At 69.8% G+C, this 15,082-nt stretch carries 19 protein-coding genes; 4 read left to right on the top strand and 15 right to left on the bottom strand.

The annotated features are described in order from the left end of the window. Nucleotides 1–214: 214 nt before the first annotated feature. The 4 genes from WCD84_RS04645 to WCD84_RS04630 all read right to left on the bottom strand — a co-directional run bounded on the left by WCD84_RS04645 (nt 215) and on the right by WCD84_RS04630 (nt 1,851). On the bottom strand, nt 215–535 hold the full coding sequence (locus WCD84_RS04645) for a hypothetical protein (protein ID WP_343254454.1): 321 nt from the start codon (nt 533–535) through the stop codon (nt 215–217). A gap of 44 nt (nt 536–579) precedes the next feature. Then, nucleotides 580–1,143 (bottom strand): hypothetical protein, encoded by a 564-nt coding sequence (locus WCD84_RS04640; RefSeq protein WP_343280576.1) that lies wholly within the window; start codon nt 1,141–1,143, stop codon nt 580–582. Between the two features lie 195 nt (nt 1,144–1,338). Beyond that, nucleotides 1,339–1,641 (bottom strand): hypothetical protein, encoded by a 303-nt coding sequence (locus tag WCD84_RS04635; RefSeq protein WP_343254456.1) that lies wholly within the window; start codon nt 1,639–1,641, stop codon nt 1,339–1,341. A 3-nt stretch (nt 1,642–1,644) separates the two neighbouring features. Next, entirely contained in the window at nt 1,645–1,851 is a 207-nt protein-coding gene (locus WCD84_RS04630; RefSeq protein WP_343254457.1) for a glycine zipper domain-containing protein, read from the bottom strand. 153 nt (nt 1,852–2,004) lie between these two features. On the opposite strand from WCD84_RS04630, the gene WCD84_RS04625 reads away from it, so the two are divergent. Beyond that, a complete protein-coding gene (locus WCD84_RS04625; RefSeq protein WP_343254458.1) occupies nt 2,005–2,565 on the top strand; it encodes a GNAT family N-acetyltransferase in 561 nt (186 codons plus the stop codon). Nucleotides 2,566–2,605: 40 nt separating this feature from the next. Here WCD84_RS04625 and WCD84_RS04620 read toward each other — a convergent pair whose 3' ends face one another. The 11 genes from WCD84_RS04620 to WCD84_RS04570 all read right to left on the bottom strand — a co-directional run bounded on the left by WCD84_RS04620 (nt 2,606) and on the right by WCD84_RS04570 (nt 12,066). Next, the gene (locus tag WCD84_RS04620) at nt 2,606–3,292 is read right to left on the bottom strand and encodes a hypothetical protein (RefSeq protein WP_343254459.1); all 687 of its coding nucleotides are present in this window, start codon (nt 3,290–3,292) and stop codon (nt 2,606–2,608) included. 16 nt (nt 3,293–3,308) lie between these two features. Further along, on the bottom strand, nt 3,309–3,791 hold the full coding sequence (locus tag WCD84_RS04615; RefSeq protein WP_343254460.1) for a hypothetical protein: 483 nt from the start codon (nt 3,789–3,791) through the stop codon (nt 3,309–3,311). Continuing rightward, nucleotides 3,788–5,143, bottom strand: a complete 1,356-nt coding sequence (locus WCD84_RS04610; protein ID WP_343254461.1) for a FliI/YscN family ATPase — start codon at nt 5,141–5,143, stop codon at nt 3,788–3,790. Before WCD84_RS04610 ends, WCD84_RS04615 begins: the two co-directional genes overlap by 4 nt. Beyond that, the gene (locus WCD84_RS04605) at nt 5,140–5,838 is read right to left on the bottom strand and encodes a FliH/SctL family protein (RefSeq protein WP_343254462.1); all 699 of its coding nucleotides are present in this window, start codon (nt 5,836–5,838) and stop codon (nt 5,140–5,142) included. The genes WCD84_RS04610 and WCD84_RS04605 overlap by 4 nt, the downstream gene beginning before the upstream one ends. 18 nt (nt 5,839–5,856) lie before the next feature. Continuing rightward, a complete protein-coding gene (locus WCD84_RS04600; RefSeq protein WP_343254463.1) occupies nt 5,857–6,483 on the bottom strand; it encodes a hypothetical protein in 627 nt (208 codons plus the stop codon). A gap of 3 nt (nt 6,484–6,486) precedes the next feature. After that, nucleotides 6,487–7,257, bottom strand: coding sequence for a hypothetical protein (locus WCD84_RS04595; RefSeq protein ID WP_343280575.1), 771 nt, complete (start codon nt 7,255–7,257; stop codon nt 6,487–6,489). A gap of 16 nt (nt 7,258–7,273) precedes the next feature. Continuing rightward, entirely contained in the window at nt 7,274–7,699 is a 426-nt protein-coding gene (locus tag WCD84_RS04590; RefSeq protein ID WP_343254465.1) for a hypothetical protein, read from the bottom strand. A 23-nt stretch (nt 7,700–7,722) separates the two neighbouring features. Beyond that, on the bottom strand, nt 7,723–8,052 hold the full coding sequence (locus tag WCD84_RS04585; RefSeq protein ID WP_343254466.1) for a hypothetical protein: 330 nt from the start codon (nt 8,050–8,052) through the stop codon (nt 7,723–7,725). 66 nt (nt 8,053–8,118) lie between these two features. Further along, nucleotides 8,119–9,303, bottom strand: a complete 1,185-nt coding sequence (locus WCD84_RS04580) for an FHA domain-containing protein (protein ID WP_343278766.1) — start codon at nt 9,301–9,303, stop codon at nt 8,119–8,121. A 64-nt stretch (nt 9,304–9,367) separates the two neighbouring features. Continuing rightward, nucleotides 9,368–11,407: a type III secretion system export apparatus subunit SctV gene (sctV, locus tag WCD84_RS04575; protein ID WP_343278765.1), complete on the bottom strand. Its 2,040-nt coding sequence runs from the start codon at nt 11,405–11,407 to the stop codon at nt 9,368–9,370. Nucleotides 11,408–11,676: 269 nt separating this feature from the next. After that, a complete protein-coding gene (locus tag WCD84_RS04570; protein WP_343280574.1) occupies nt 11,677–12,066 on the bottom strand; it encodes a flagellar biosynthetic protein FliO in 390 nt (129 codons plus the stop codon). Nucleotides 12,067–12,156: 90 nt separating this feature from the next. Between WCD84_RS04570 and WCD84_RS04565 the strand changes: the two genes are divergently transcribed. From WCD84_RS04565 to sctQ, 3 genes are read left to right on the top strand one after another with little or no spacing between them, the layout of a single operon-like run. After that, entirely contained in the window at nt 12,157–13,260 is a 1,104-nt protein-coding gene (locus WCD84_RS04565) for a sensor histidine kinase (RefSeq protein WP_343254470.1), read from the top strand. Nucleotides 13,261–13,263: 3 nt separating this feature from the next. After that, nucleotides 13,264–13,869, top strand: coding sequence for a response regulator transcription factor (locus WCD84_RS04560; protein WP_343254471.1), 606 nt, complete (start codon nt 13,264–13,266; stop codon nt 13,867–13,869). Beyond that, complete coding sequence (sctQ, locus tag WCD84_RS04555; RefSeq protein ID WP_343254472.1) at nt 13,856–15,079, top strand: type III secretion system cytoplasmic ring protein SctQ; 1,224 nt, start codon at nt 13,856–13,858, stop codon at nt 15,077–15,079. The genes WCD84_RS04560 and sctQ overlap by 14 nt, the downstream gene beginning before the upstream one ends. The last annotated feature ends 3 nt before the right edge of the window (nt 15,080–15,082 follow it).

The raw sequence follows: 15,082 nt of genomic DNA, 5'->3' as shown, positions 1-15,082 counted from the left end.
AGGCAGGGGGGATGTCCAGAGCCGGCCATGGATGGCCGGCGGCCGGAACTGGGAGCAGGATGCGCATATTCCGGCTGGGCATCCCCCCTGCCTCCACGGCGGGCAGCGCGAACCCTCCCAGAGCAATCAATCACCCGCAAACTCCACGCAATCGGGAAGAACCAAAAAAAAACGCCCTGCCGAAGCAGGGCGTTCCTTTTCCGATGGTTTCCGCTTACTGCTTGCGGGCCATGGAGGCGTTGCCTTCACCGATGGTCTTGATCACGGTGCTCGCGGCTTCCATGAACATCTTGAAGACCTGGCTCATCGCGGTCAGCTCGGCATTGAGCTCGTTGATGTTGTCGGCGTCGGGGCCGGCGGTATCGATCTCCTTGGCCTTGGCGACGATCGCCTCGCCCATGTTGTCGGCGATTTTGCCCAGCACCTGGGCGAGGGCGATGAGCCAGCCGCCGCCGCGGGCGGAGGCGAGCTTGGCCTCGGCCTCGCGCATGGTGGTGGCGTTGGCAACAAAGGAATTGAGGTCGACTGCGGACATGGTTGTTCTCCGTTTGGAATTTCAAGGGGTATTGCGGGGATGGATCAGGTCCAACCCTGCTTCGGCGGTCCCCGGAGGCGCCTCGACCTTGAATTCACCGTGTCGCCACGGAGCGGCGACGCTATCGTCCGGTCCGGCGCGGCAGCACCCGGGCCTTGGGCCACGGCGGGTTCCTGCTCGGCCTTGCTGGCTTCACGAAACCACTCGAGCGCCTTCTCCTGGCCCTCGGCCTCCACGCGCTGGCTGAATTCCATCGCCAGCCGGGATTCGCGCCGCTGCAGTGGTGCCAGCGCATCGTTGAGCGAACGGACCAGGTGGTCGGCTTCATCCTGCTCGACAAGTCCGCTCTGCAGGAGCATGTCGACGGTGTCGCGCCAGGTCGCGGTATCGAAAGCATCCAGGCCCGACGGCGACGAGGAGGAATCCTGCAGCGCCTGCTCGAAGACCCGGGCCAACTCGTCGCGATCGTCGTAACCAAGGCTGCCTTCCTGCTGCAGCATGTCCTTGAACTGGTCCAGCAGGCCCTGCTGGCCGGCCACGGAGGCCTCGTTCGCGCCAACGCCGGCCGGGGCCCTTTCGCTGCCCGCCTGGCCTTCGTTCCGGGCCAACAGCTCGGCCGGCGTCAGCGCTCGGCGGGACAGCTTCCTCGGTGGCGGTTGGCCTTGCATGGTCGTGGTCGGATCCTGCGTTGGTTCGAAGGCGTCGGGTGGAGCGTGTTGATTGAAGCTTCGCGCGGAGCGGCGGTGTCGACAACTGGGGGCGACCCTAGGAGTCGCCACCCGTCGGCCTTTCCCGCGACGTGCTCAGCCGGTGACGACCCGAAGCTGGTCTGTGATGGCGCGGGTGGCTTCGCCGTGGCGGCGCCCGAGGTCCGTCGCGACTTCGCGCAGCCATTCGTTGGCGGAGTCGAGCCCGTCGGCATCCACCCGACGCTGGTATTCGGGCTTGAGCTGCGCTTTCTCTTCGTTCACGTCGCGCAGCATTTCGTCGAACTGCTGGAGCAGGCGTGATTCTTCGCCGGTATCGAGCACGCCCTGCTCGCGCAGGTCCGCGAGTCGTGCAACGAGTTCTTCGCGGGTCTTCGGCGGTGCGCCGTCCATGGACATGCGTCAACCGTTCCCGAGGCCGAGATCGAAGCCGTTGGAGTAGGCCGCATTGAACACGGTATCCAGGTTGAAGCCGACGGCATCGCTCATTTCACTGCCGAGCACGCCACCGAGCCACGAGCCGAGCTGCTGGCCGATGGCCGCACCAAGCGGACCGCCGAAGTACGTACCGACCAGGCTGCCGACCACTGATCCAATTTGACTGCCCATATCCATGTCCTCGCTAGTAGGGAATTTGGCGGCCCGCATGGTGCGGGCACGGCACACAGTTTCCGCCCCTGGCAGGCCGCGCCTAGCTGGTGCGTACCCCACCTAGGGCTGGCCCGGGTCCGGTGCCGGTGGCACCTGCCACATACTCCAGCCATGACGGAGGCACCAGGCGACGAATTCCTGCGGACCCGGCGCATGGTGCTGCGCGGCTTGCGCCACGGCGACGTGTTCGACCTGCAGCGGCTCGGGCGGGACCCCCGGGTGTCGCGCGCGCTGCTCGACGCACCCGTCGACGACATCAAGTCGGCCTGCGCGCTGGTCGAGACCGCCCGCCAGGTGTATCGGGAGCAGCCTGGACTCGGCGTCTGGCGCGCGGATGACGCGGCGGGCTTCGTGGGCTTCTTTTCGCTGATGTCCCGGTTCTCCGACGAGGAGGTCGAGATCGGTGCCCGGCTGCTGCCACGCACCTGGGGGCGCGGGCACGTGCTGGAGGGCACCGCCCCGCTGTGCCAACACGCGTTTGCGACGCTCGGGCTGCCGGCGCTCATCGGGCTGTGCGATCCCGGCAACCGTTCGGTGCCGCCGGTGCTTGCGCGCCTCGGATTCAGGCCTGACGGCACCACCGAACAGTTCGGCCGGACCGCGCTGCGGATGCGGCTTCGGCGCGAGGAGTGGCAGGGGATACGACCCCGACGGACCCGGGGCCGGCCCTGAAGCACGCCTCCGGACGCAGGCGGCCACGTGGCCACTTGCTTCAGCCGTGGTAATGCGACTCGACGCGCAGGTTGCCGAGGTTGCGCTCGGCAAAGCGCTTCATCAACTCGCTCGCTGCATCCTGGATCGCGTCGTAGCTGCCACGTGAATGCACATCGGCGCGAAGGACCCAGCCGCTGCCTTCGCGGCTCAGCAGCAGGTCCGTGCCGGGAAGCGTGGCGTCGGACATCCGCAGCAATACCCGGCCATCGGCGCGCGCATCGTTGGCACCGCCGCCCACGGCCAGCTGGCGGACGTGGCGTTCGATCAGTTCAAGCACGGCATTGCCCGCACCCACCGGTGCCGGCATGGCGGTCGGTGCATCGCCGCGAAGCGCGTGCTGCGCCTGCCACAGCATCGCCGGGTCGAGCTGTTTCATCTCGGCGTCGGAGCCGCCGTCGTGCCCCCCGCCGTCGCCGCCGCGGCCGCGCTCGGAGGCGCGGTGCACGGCATCCTCGGTGGCCGTCTGCTGCAGCTCCGCTCCCTCGGCCTCGCCGGCCCCGTCCATTCGCGCTTCGCCCGTGCGCTGCGACTGCTGCTGCACGCCCTGGCGGGCATGGTCCAGGGCATCACGGAAGCGGTCGCTCTGCTCGCGATTGGCAGGCGCCCGCTCACGGGCCTCGGTCGTGCCTTCGCGCGCACGCGCGGCATCGGTGGCGGAACTCTGGCTGCTGCGTTCAATCGACATCATGGTTCTCCTTCACTCAGGCGCCCGCCAGGTGGCGCGCCTGCAGCAGGTCTTCCGCTGCATTTTCCTCTTCGCGCACTTCGAGCACGGTCTGCTCGCCCCGCCATACTTCGCGGCGCTTCTGCAGTGCGTCCAGCCGCGCCTGGGCACGGAAGAACGCGGTGCGGGCTGCCGCGACCGCGGCTTCGGCGGCGCGCAGCACCTCCTGCGCCTTCAACAGGCGCTGGCGCGCGGCGTCCGCCTGTTCGCCAAGGAGGTCGATATGCGCCTCGCGCTGGGCCAGCGCACTCGCCCATGGCACGCCGGCCTGCGGTGGATCGAGCATCCGCGCGCGGTGCTGCTTCTGCTCGAGGACCAGCGACGCGATTTCGCCTTCAACCTTCAGGCAGGCGTCGCGGCAGGCCTGGGCCTCGCGCTGGCGCTCGAGCACCTGCTGGCGCGCGGCCTCGGTGCGGTGTTCGCGCAGCCGGACCAGTGTCTGCAGCGGATAACGTTTCACGGGAACATCGTCCGGATCGCCGCGGCCGACTGTTCGAACGGCACCAGTTCCTGCGACGCCTGCTGCAGCAGCTTGCGGATCGGGCCGATCTTCTCGATCGCAGCGTCCGCGTCGGGATCGGTGCCGCGCTTGTATTCGCCGAGCTGGATCAGCAACTCGATGTCCTGGTACTTGGCCAGCAGCTTGCGCAGCTGGCCGGCGGCGCGCAGATGGGGCTGGTCGACCACCCGCGGCATGGTGCGGCTGAGGCTGACCAGCACGTCGATGGCGGGATAGTGGTACGCCGCGGCAAGCTTGCGCGACAGCACGATGTGGCCGTCGAGGATCGAGCGCACTTCTTCGACGATCGGATCACCGCCGTCCTCGTCTTCGGCCAGCACGGTGTAGAAGGCGGTAATCGAACCCTTGTCGTTGTTGCCGGCGCGCTCGAACAGGCGCGGCAGGGCGCTGAACACCGAGGGCGGGAAGCCGCGCCGCGCCGGCGGCTCGCCGACCGCGAGGCCAACGTCGCGCAGCGCGCGCGCGAAGCGGGTGACCGAATCGACCAGCAGCAGCACGCGCTTGCCCTGGTCGCGGAAGTGCTCGGCGATGGCGGTGCCGACCCAGGCCGCGCGGCTGCGCTCGAGCGCCGGCCGGTCGGAGGTCGCGACCACGACCACCGACTTCGCCAGGCCCTCCGGGCCCAGGTTGTCGTGGATGAATTCATTGACCTCGCGCCCGCGCTCGCCGACCAGGACGATGACGTTGACGTCGGCGTCGCCGCCGCGCGCAAGCATGCCCAGCAGCGTGCTCTTGCCGCCGCCGGCCACGGCGAAGATGCCGATGCGCTGGCCTTCGCCCGCGGTCATGGTGGCGTCGATGGCGCGCACCCCGGTGGAGAAGGGGCGCTCGATCAGCTTGCGTGCCAACGGGTTCGGCGACGCGGCATAGATCGGCGCATCGACCGTGGGCCCAACCGGCCCGAGGTCGTCGATGGGCTCGCCGTGGGCATCGAGGACGCGACCGAGCAGGCCCGGGCCGACGCGCACCGCTGCCTGGCGACCGCTGGCGTAGACCTCGGTGGTGGCCGAAATGCCGTCGAGCGCACCCAGCGGCGTCAGCAGCGTGAGCTGCTTCGACACGCCCACCACCTCGGCAGCCAGGCGGAACGACGCGTCGCCTTCGCCACGCGGGTTGCGCAGTTCGCAGAGCTCACCGATCGACGCCTTGAGGCCGGTGGCCCGGATCAGGGTGCCGTAGGCCTCGGCAACGCGGCCCACGCGCTCGATCGACTGGACCCGCGCCAGCGCATTCAGCAGCGGATCCGGATCCCCGGCCGTGCCGGTGAACGGCGCAGGCGCGGTGGCGCTCATGCCGACGGACCCGGCTGCGCCGCGCTGCCGGCCAGCGCGGTGCGGATGGCTTCGATCTGCTGGGCGACGCCGGCGCGGACTTCGCCGGCCTCCGACACCACCACGCAGCTGGTCGGCTCCAGGCTGGGGTCGTCGACCAGTTCGATGACCCCGACCGCGGGATGCGCCTGGCGCACCGCGCCCAGGCCCGCGGTCACTTCCTGCCGCACGCTGGGATGCACGCGGATGAGCAGGAACTGTTCGGCCTGCGCGGCCTCGACCGCCTGCATGACCAGCGGCGGCACCACCGTGCGCGCGTCGAAGCCGGGCGCGATCCGGTCGACGATTGCACAGGCCAGCTCGGTGATGCGCCCGCCCGCCTCGCCGAGGACGCGCGCCCGGCGTTCGTTGAGCGATGCAAGCTGCTCGGTCATCTGCAGCTTGGCCTCGGCCAGGCCCTCGGCGAAGCCTTCGGCGTGGCCCTGTTCGCGGGCACGCGCGATGTCGTCGACACCCTCCTCGTACAGGCGATTGACGCGCTCAAGCAGCGCATCCAGCTCGGCCAGCGTGGACCAGGCGGTGGCCGGAACCACGCTGGCTCCGAGCGAACGCGTGAACGCGCGCTGCTCGAACACCGCCACGCCGCCGCTTGCGGACGCAGGCCCGGCGGGTCGCGTGCGTGGCGGGATGGCGTTGGAACTGGCTTCGGCGTTCATGGGACTCCGGCGCGCCCGTCAGGCAGCGCGTGATTCGTGGTGGGTATAGACCCGCAGCACCGGCTTCTCGGGCAGGTGCGAGGGCAGGTCGTCATCGGGCGGATGCAGCAGGCGGCACCAGTCGGCCAGCGGCGGGTCGCGACGGCGTGCCCAGGCGCGCAGTTCGGAACGCCCCTGGCGGTCGAATATCGCGAACAGCGGCGCGGCGTCATCGCTGGCCATGGCAGCAGCCAGGGCCTGGTCGAAGTCGGCAACCAGCGCCCGCTGCCGGTCAGGCGGCAGCGCGCCGTCCCACACGCTGCGGTCCAGCGCCAGCATGTAGCTGTTGCCCAGCGCCGCCCTCAGCCGCCGCACCGGCTCCCGACGGACCTCGGCGCGGATCGGGGGCGCATGGGCCAGGATGCCGATGTCGCGACACAGCGCGTCCAGTCGCGGACGCGCCCAGCGGCGGCGGATGGCGTCGGGATCGCGCACCGGATCGGGCGCCAGCAGCGAGGACGCCGGCCCTTCGGCCAGCCATGCGCCGAGCAGGCGCCGGCCCAGCGCAGAGTTGCCTGCCCGCGCCGCCAACGCCGGGTCCAGCGGAGTGCCGGCATGCTCAAGCCACCCGGGATCGACCTCCGACAGCAGCGCGCGGAGCGACATGCCTCAGCCGTTCCAGACCTGGTCCGACGTCTTTTTAGGCTGTGCCACGGCGCGCATCCGGCCACGGAACGCAACCAGCAGGCCCAGCAGGAGCACCACGCCGGCGGCGATTGCCAGCGTAAGCGGGCTGATCGACGACAGCGCCGGACCCTGCGGCCTGCTCGGCGGCAGCGGCGGTGCTTCGGCGAATTTCACCGTCACCTTGTTGATGTCGATCAGTCCGGGCACCGCATCCTTGATCAGCAGCTTGATGTCGGCTTCGCGGTCGCGGGCGCTGGTGCCGGCCTGTTCGAAGATCGCGACCGAGGCCGACGAATCCTGGCTGGACCCGCCCAGCGGATCACGCTCGGCCAGGGTCACGTGCACGCGCGCGTCGACCACGCCCGGGAAGCGGCTGAGGGTATCGGCCAGCTCCTGCTGCAGGCTGCACTGTTCGCGCCCACGCTCCTCCGTGGACGAAGACGCGAAGCCCTCCTTCTTGAACACGTCGCAGGTGTTGGCGAACTGCGCGCGCGGCAGGCCGTGCGCGCCAAGCAGCTGCATCGCGTACGGGAAGTCGGATGGCGCCACGCGCACTTCCCAGCCCACCTTCGATGGTGACGGGTTCTTATCGGCATCGATGCCCGCCGCGATCAGCACGCCCATGATCTGGTTGGCCTGGCCCTCGTCGAGCTGGCTGTAAAGCGGCTTGCCGCCGCAGGCGGCGAGCAGTGCCGCCGCCGCCAGTGCGAACAGGAGCGCAGGCAGCGGCCGCAGCCGTGGATGGAACCTCATGGACTGCTCCCCCCGGTCAGGACTGCTGCCGGAACAGCTGCGAGATGCCGTCCGAAGTGCGGTTCGCGACGTTCGAGGTCAGCTCGGCCTGGAACAGGAACTGGTGGCACTTCATGGTCATTTCCATCATTTGCCCCGGCGTGAGTTCGGCGATGTTGCCGCTCATGCTCTGCGACAGCGCATTGATGTTCTCGGCCCCTGCGTTGAGGTTGTTGATGGCCCCGATCAGCGCCCGCGTGCCCTCGGAAGGCGCCGCCGGCGTGAGATCCACCGGTGCCGCCTGCTGCTGCGGCGAAACGCCGCCGCTGCGTTCGAGCGATGCCGCGAAGTCGCGGATGTCGTATGGCGTGGCCTGCTGGCCGCCGGCCCCGCCGGCGCCCTGCATGCCGGCCTGGCCGGCCATGGCCGGGTCCATGGCCGCCACCTGGATGGCTTCGATCATGTCGTCCTCCCGCGCTTTCGCGCTTAGTTGCGCTTGCCGAGCGTCTCGAGCGCCTGGCCTACGCTGTTCTGCGAGGTCGCGGCGTTGTTCGACATGAACTGCATCTTCAGGCTCGCAGCCGTCAGCTGGACCATGTCCGACGGCTGGTCGCTGCCGCTGCTGATGTTGGCCGACATGTCGGTGATGACCGAGGCCTGCGAATCGAGCGTCTGTCCCCAGGCACGCGACATCGCCTCGTACCAGCTGCCGCGGTCACCGGCGGACGAACCGCCGCGGATGCCGGCACCGCCGTTCGCGGCTGCCCCGGCAATGAACTGGCCCAGACCGGGCGCACCTGCACTGATATTGGTCATGGTTCTCTCCTTTCCCTTTCGGTTGTATGACTGGTGACGCAGCGGGCTTCCGGCCCGCGACGGGCGTTACATCCGCAGTGGCGTGGCCTCGCTGCGGACATTTGAAAAATCCTCGGGCTCGCGCTCGTCCTCCTTTGGAGCCTCGACCTTGATCCGTTCGAGGTTGCCATCGGGGAGCAGCACATGCGCGCTGTTGTCGGTGATCGATACCAGGGTGCCGATGCCTGGCAGATCCGCGCCGACCAGATAGCGGTCGCCCTTGCCCGACACCACGTGCGGCTCGTCGCCGCGCACGATCGCCGCGACCCGGATCCGCGCCGGCTTGGCCGGCACCACCGGCTGGCGGCTGGCCGTGGCGCGCTCGGACACGTTGACCGGGATGACCCGGACCACGCCGCTTACCTCGCGCATCGCGCGCGAGAAGGACGCGGCCTGCAGGGCTGCTTCGTCTTCGAACGCGCCCCGGACCTCGACATCACCGTTGCCCAGGTAGCGGGTGTGCGCCGTGATGCCCTGGCCGCGCAGGATCTCGGCGACGTCGCCGGCGATGTCGTCGCCGGTGCGCAGCTCGAGTCTGGCCTCGATGCCGTCGTCGGCGATACGCCGGGCGATGCGCTCGCGGGTGGCGGTATCGGGAACCGTGCCGGTCAGCACCATCCGGCCCTGCAGGTCGGTTCTGGCCTGCCCGCCATCGATGCCGTACTCGGGCACCAGGCGCTGGAGCTGTTCGCGCGGGTCGGGCGCTTCCTGGCGCTGCGGCATCACCGTGGCGAAGATCGCCAGGGACGCCAGCGACAGCACCGCGACCGCCGCGACCGCCGGAAGCCGGCGCAGCCAGGGACGATCCGCGGGCTCCGGCGCCGCGCGCGGGCCCAGTCCACCGGGCACCAGCCGCTCCCAGCCACCATCGTCGGCTGCACCGAAGGCGATCGCGGCTTCACCGATGCCCACGCGCTGCACGCGGTCGAGTTCGACCGGATCACCGGGATGGACCATCGCCGCACCCACGTGCAGCGGCGCGTCCAGCGCGCGCAGCGAGAAGCGACCGTCGACGAAACTCAACAGCGCGTGGTGCGCGGCAACGCCGGCGTCGGCCAGGATCATGTCGCAGTCGTCGCCGCTGCCGATGAGGATCATCTCGCCGCCGGCAAGGTCGCGCTCGGCGCCGGCATGCAGGCCCGAGACGACGCGCAGCACGATGCCGCTGTCTTCCCGTGCCTCCACATCGATGTCCTTGCCAGTACCGCCCATGCCGTCCTCCGGATGTATTGAATCCTGCAGCAGCCTCGTTACCTTCGGGTGAAACCTTCGCGACTCATGCGTTGACCTGTCCCGCCTGCACGATGCGCAGGTCCGGCGCGAGCTCCTGGTACGACAGCACCGGGACCTCGAAGAAATCGACTTCCATCAGCTTGCGCAGGTGCCTGCGCACGTCCAGCGAACACAGCAGCGCCGGGCGCACGCCGGGCGCCTGCCGCGCCAGGTGCGCGCGCACCTCGCTGCCCAGCCGCGCGGCCAGCTCCGGCGAGATCGCAAGCTGGCTGGCACCGCCGGCCACGCGCACCGACTGGCGCAGCTTGTCCTCGAGCTCGGGATGGATCAGCAGCACGTGCAACGTGCGCTCGGCGTCGGCGTGGCGTTCGGCGATCTCGCGCTTGAGCGCGACCCGCACGTATTCGGTCAGCAGCACCACGTCCTTCTCGCGGCCACCGACGTCGGTGATCGCCTCGAAGACGTCGCGCAGGTTGCGGATCGGCACGCCTTCTTCGGCAAGCCGCCGCAATACGTCCGCCACCCGCTGCGGCGCGACCACGCGCAGCATTTCCTTCACCAGGTCCGGATAGTCGCGCTGCATGCGCGCGAACAGGTTGGCGGTTTCCTGGATGCCGATGAAGCCACCCAGCCTGCGCTGCAGCGCGCTGCGCGCATGCGCCGCCAGCAGGTCCTCCGCCCCGAGCGCATCTTCGGTGCCGGGCGCGACCCACTCGCCGGCCATCGCCGGGAAGAATCCCGCCCGGCGGCCGCCATCGCCGATGACGTCCGCGCGCCGGTATGCCGCGTCAGTCCGCAGCTGCCCGGACGCCAGTCGCGCGCCGAATGCGCTCAGCCTGTAGCCACCTTCGCCCAGGCCGCCGACCAGGCGCAGCTTCGGCGCCGGCACGGGCACGCCGAACTCGTCGCGCATGCCCTGCGCCATCGCCGAGACCCGCGACAGCAGCGCGTCCTGCATCGGCGCCAGGTCCGGGGACAGTTCGAGCTGCAAGGGCGCGGGTGGGGCGAGGTCATCGACCTGGGTCGGCAGATCGGCCTCGGCGACTTCACCCTCGGGCACGCGGAACGCGCGACGAAGCAGCTGGAAGCCGTGGCGATAGCGCCACGCGCTCATTCCTATCAGGGTCAGGCCCAGTGCGAGGAACACCAGCTTCGGGAAGCCGGGCACGAGCATCATCAGCAGCGCCAGGATGCCGGTGATCAGCATGACCCGCGGCTGGCCGCTGACCTGGCGGCCAATGGCGGCGCCGAGGTGCTTGTCGTCGACCTCGCCGGTGGTGCGCGTGACCACCAGGCCCGCCGCGATGGTGGCGAGGATGGCCGGGATCTGCGAGACCAGGCCGTCGCCGATGGTCAGGATGCTGTAGGTGCGGGTGGCGTCGGCCAGCGCCATGTCGCGCTGCATGACGCCGATCGCCAGGCCGCCCAGCAGGTTGATGATGATGATGACGATGCCGGCGATGGCATCGCCCTTGACGAATTTCATCGCGCCGTCGAGCGCGCCGTGCAGCTGGCTTTCGCTCTCCAGCAGGCGCCGCTTGCTGCGGGCCTCGTCCTTGTCGATCAGACCCGAGCGCAGGTCGGAATCGATCGACAGCTGCTTGCCGGGCATGGCGTCGAGTGTGAAGCGCGCCGAGACCTCGGCCACGCGCTCGGCGCCCTTGGCGATGACGATGAACTGGACCACGGTGATGATCAGGAACACGACCAGGCCGACCACCAGGTTGCCGCCGGCGACCAGGGCGCCGAAGGTCTCCACGATGTGGCCGCCTTCGGCATCGAGCAGGATCGAGCGGGTGATCGCGATCGACAGCGCCAGCCGGAACAGCGTGGTCAGCAGCAGCACGCTGGGAAAGCTGGAGAACGCCACCGGCGTGGGAATGTAGATCGCCAGCAGCAACAGGCCGAAGCCGATCGAGATGTTGACCGCCACCAGGGCATCGATCACCACCAGCGGCAGCGGCAGGATCATCACGCTGATGATCAGCACCGCTGCGACGGCAAGGACGATGTCGCTGTACCCCAGCCGCGCGCGCTTGGTATTGGCAGGCGCCGCGAAGAGGTTCTGGATCAGCGCGCGCATGCCGTCCCGAGCCTCACGCCGTGCGCAGGAATGGTGGTGGTGCCACCTTCCTGCGACTTGCCTGCCACGTGATTTGCCTTGCGCATCAAGCACTGACCCCATGCGTCACTTTGTGGCAAATTACGATAGTCTCGGTGCAAGCGCAATCAAGGAAATTTTTGGTCCGCTCGCGCACGTCGCTCGTCGGCAAAGTTCACGGAGGTCGTTGCAGGCGCCTGTAATCAAACGGAAATTTTGCGGTAACGGTCATTGCGTGACCGTCGTCGCATTCATCGGGGACCGGTTCCGCTCTTTCCGGGAACAAGGACATCATCGGCCGTGAGTTCAGTGACAAAGTTCACGCTTTGCGCGCTGACGCCCACGGTAAACACTCGACCGGAGCGCGCCTTGACCAGCACCAGGCGTTCACGCGGTCCCAGCGGAACAATCTGCAGGATCGACAGCGGCGCATCGGGACCGGTCACGCCGTGGCGCCGCCGCACCAGGCGCAGCACCAGCAGCAGGCCGATGATGATGAAGGCCAGGGGCAACAGGATGGCGAGCAGCTCCGCGACAAACGATGTCGGGGCCGGCGCATCGGAGACGGCCTCGGCCGACATCACGGTGCCACTTGCGAGGGACAGGATGGTGGTAATGGCAATCAGGGATCGCTTGGACATGGGGAAACGCACTCGCCTTCGGGGTCGCGCGGACAGCGCGCCGGCAGCCTACCGCAGCGGGACTGCGGCGCGCACCGCGCAGGTTGCTGCGTGACGCCTGCGAAGGGGACCGCCAGCGGCGGTCGCGTGCGGACCCGTGCCGGGGACGAGGCCGCAGTGGCGGCGACGCTCGAGGCCATCCCTTTTCCCTGCGCCGCGTTCGCACAAGGCAGCGGCACGCTGGTGGCCGCGAACGCCGGCTATCGCCAGGCGTTCTCCGGCCTGGCCGGCCACAATGACCGCGCGCGCCTGCTGGCAGTGCTGGCGGATGGCGGCGACGACGATGCGGCAGGCTCTCCGCACGAGGTCAACGCGCCCCACAGCAACCGCTGGTACGCGCTGCACTGGGGCGCGGCCAGCGTCGGTGGCACGGCAATCGACCTGCTCACCGCGGTCGACATCAGCGCGCGCATCGAAGCGCTTGATTCGCACAAGAGCCAGCAGGAAAAGCTGCTGTTCACCTCGCGGCTGATGTCGGTCGGCGAGATGGCCGCCACCCTGGCGCACGAGCTCAACCAGCCGCTGGCGGCAATCGTGAACTACTTGAACGGCAGCCTCCGCCTGGTGGCCCAGGCCGGCGGCCCGGTGCAGGTCGAGCGCGCCCTGGTCGCGGCGCGCACCCAGGCCGAGCATGCCGCGGCGGTGATCTCCCGGGTCCGCGAATTCGTGCGCGCGCGTGAGCCGCGCCGCGACGCCCACGACGTGGTCGAGATCACCCACACCGTGGTCGAGCTGCTGCGGCTGGAGGCCGAGCGCCTGCAGCTGCGCATCGAACTGGCGCTCGCGCCCGGCCTGCCCGCGGTCTACGCCGACCGGGTGATGGTGGAGCAGGTGCTGTTGAACCTGGTCAAGAACGCGATCGAGGCCATGCGCGAGGTGCCGGCGCAGAGCCGCGGCCTGCGCATCGAGGGCCGCGTGAACCTCGACGGCGAGGTCGAAGTCCGGGTCTGCGACCGCGGCGAAGGCCTGAGCGAAGAACAGGGCGCACAGCTGTTCTCGCCCTTCTTCACCACCAAGAGCGACGGCCTCGGCATCGGCCTGGCGATCTGCCGCTCGATCATCGAATACCACGAAGGGCGGCTGTTCTTCGAGCCGCGCGAGGGCGGCGGCAGCATGTTCGGCTTCACCCTGCCGCCCGCGGAAGGAAGGGGATAGGCAATGACGGTGACACGGGTCTACCTGGTCGACGACAACGACGGCTTTCGCGATTCAACCGCCTGGCTGCTGGAAACCGCCGGCTTCGAGGTCGAGGCCTTCGCCTCCGGCCCGGCGTTCCTCGAAGCCTATGCCGGCGATCGCCACGGCGACGCCAGCGAATGCCTGGTATCGGACATGCGCATGCCCGAGATGAGCGGCCTGCAGCTGCAGGAGGAACTGCTCCGCCGCGGCATCAAGCTGCCGCTGGTGTTCGTGACCGCGCACGGCGACGTGCCGCTAGCGGTCGAGGCGATGCGCAAGGGCGCGGCCAACTTCCTTGAAAAACCGTTCTCCGAGGAGGCCCTGGTCAACGCGCTGCGCACCGCCCTGGCCAACGCGCGCAACCGCGCGGCGGGCGGCGGCATGGCCAACGAACTGCTGGCCAGACTCAGCCCGCGCGAGCGCCAGGTGCTCGACCTGGTGGTGGCGAGCAAGCCGAACAAGATCATTGCCGACATCCTCGGCATCAGCATCAAGACCGTGGAACTGCACAGGGCCAACATGATGAGCAAATTGGGCGTCCGCTCCCTCCCGGAGCTGATGAAGGTGGCCCTTGGCCACGGCTGAGCGCGGCGCGCGCAAGGCGCGCACCCGTCGCACCGCGCCCGCCGCGTCGGCCTCGTCCGCCGCAGCCGTGGCCCGCCCGGTGCGCGGCCTGCTGCCGGCCGTGGACGCGGCGTCGTGCGAGGCCCTGCGCGGATTCTTCGCGGTGCCGCGCTGGTGGCTGCTGGGCGACGGCGCCGCGGTCCAGGCCGCGCCCGCGACCGCGCCACCGGCAAGCTTCCTCATCGATGCCGAAGGCACGCGCCTGGCGCTGCACGTGGATGGCCCGGCAAGCGCGGGCGATGACGACGCGCGGCTGCGCTGGAGCGACCACGCCGGGCGCGCGCGCATCCTCGCCTGGAGCCTGGCCCACGAAACCACGCTGCGCCGCCTGAGCGAATGGCTGGGCGTGTCCATGCTGCCCGCGCTCGACGGAAGCGACGCCGGCCACCGCAGCGACAACGCGGGCGAGGGCGAGGGCGAAGGCGAAGGCGATGCCGGCGGCGCGCCCTCGCTGTGGTTGCGGGTGCATATCGACGACGAACCCGCCGATGGCGAGCACGGCAGTGGCGAGCACGCCGACGAAGACGACGACCAGGCGGCGGCACCATCGCCAACCGCGGCCGCCACCACCGCGTGGCTGCGCCTGCCGATCGCCTGGCTGCGGCCGCTTGCGGCCCGCGCCGAACCACCCTACGAGAACGACCCGCCGCCCGACGCCGGGCGCTGGCGCACGCTGCCGGCACCGGTCTCCCTGCTGCTCCCGGTCACCATCCCGATGCGCGACTGGCGCGCGCTGCGTCCCGGCGACGTGCTCATCGCCGGCCATCGCGGCCGTCCCCCCGCCTGCGTCGCACGCGCCGCCGGCCGCGACTGGCCGCTGGCGCCCGCGCCCACCGGCTGGACCGTACACGGCCAGCCCGTCCCCACACCCACCTTCAGAGAGGACCGACCCATGGACGAGAACGAACAGGGCGCCGGCACGCCGCCCGAAACGCCACCCCCCGCCGCAGACCCCGCGCGCAGCCTGCCGGTGCAGGTGGAATTCGAACTCGGACGCACCGCGATGAGCGTCGGCGAGCTGGCCGACCTGCAGCCGGGCTACGTGTTCGCACTGGGCGCGGTGGTTGAAGGCAACAACGTCACCATCCGCGCCAACGGTCGCGAGGCCGGCCGCGGCGAACTGGTCGCCGTGGGCGACACCCTCGGCGTGCGCCTGCTGTCCTGGAGCTGAGGA

Source organism: Luteimonas changyuni (assembly GCF_039548395.1).
GTDB lineage: Bacteria > Pseudomonadota > Gammaproteobacteria > Xanthomonadales > Xanthomonadaceae > Luteimonas.
This window is presented reverse-complemented; position numbering and strand designations above follow the sequence as displayed.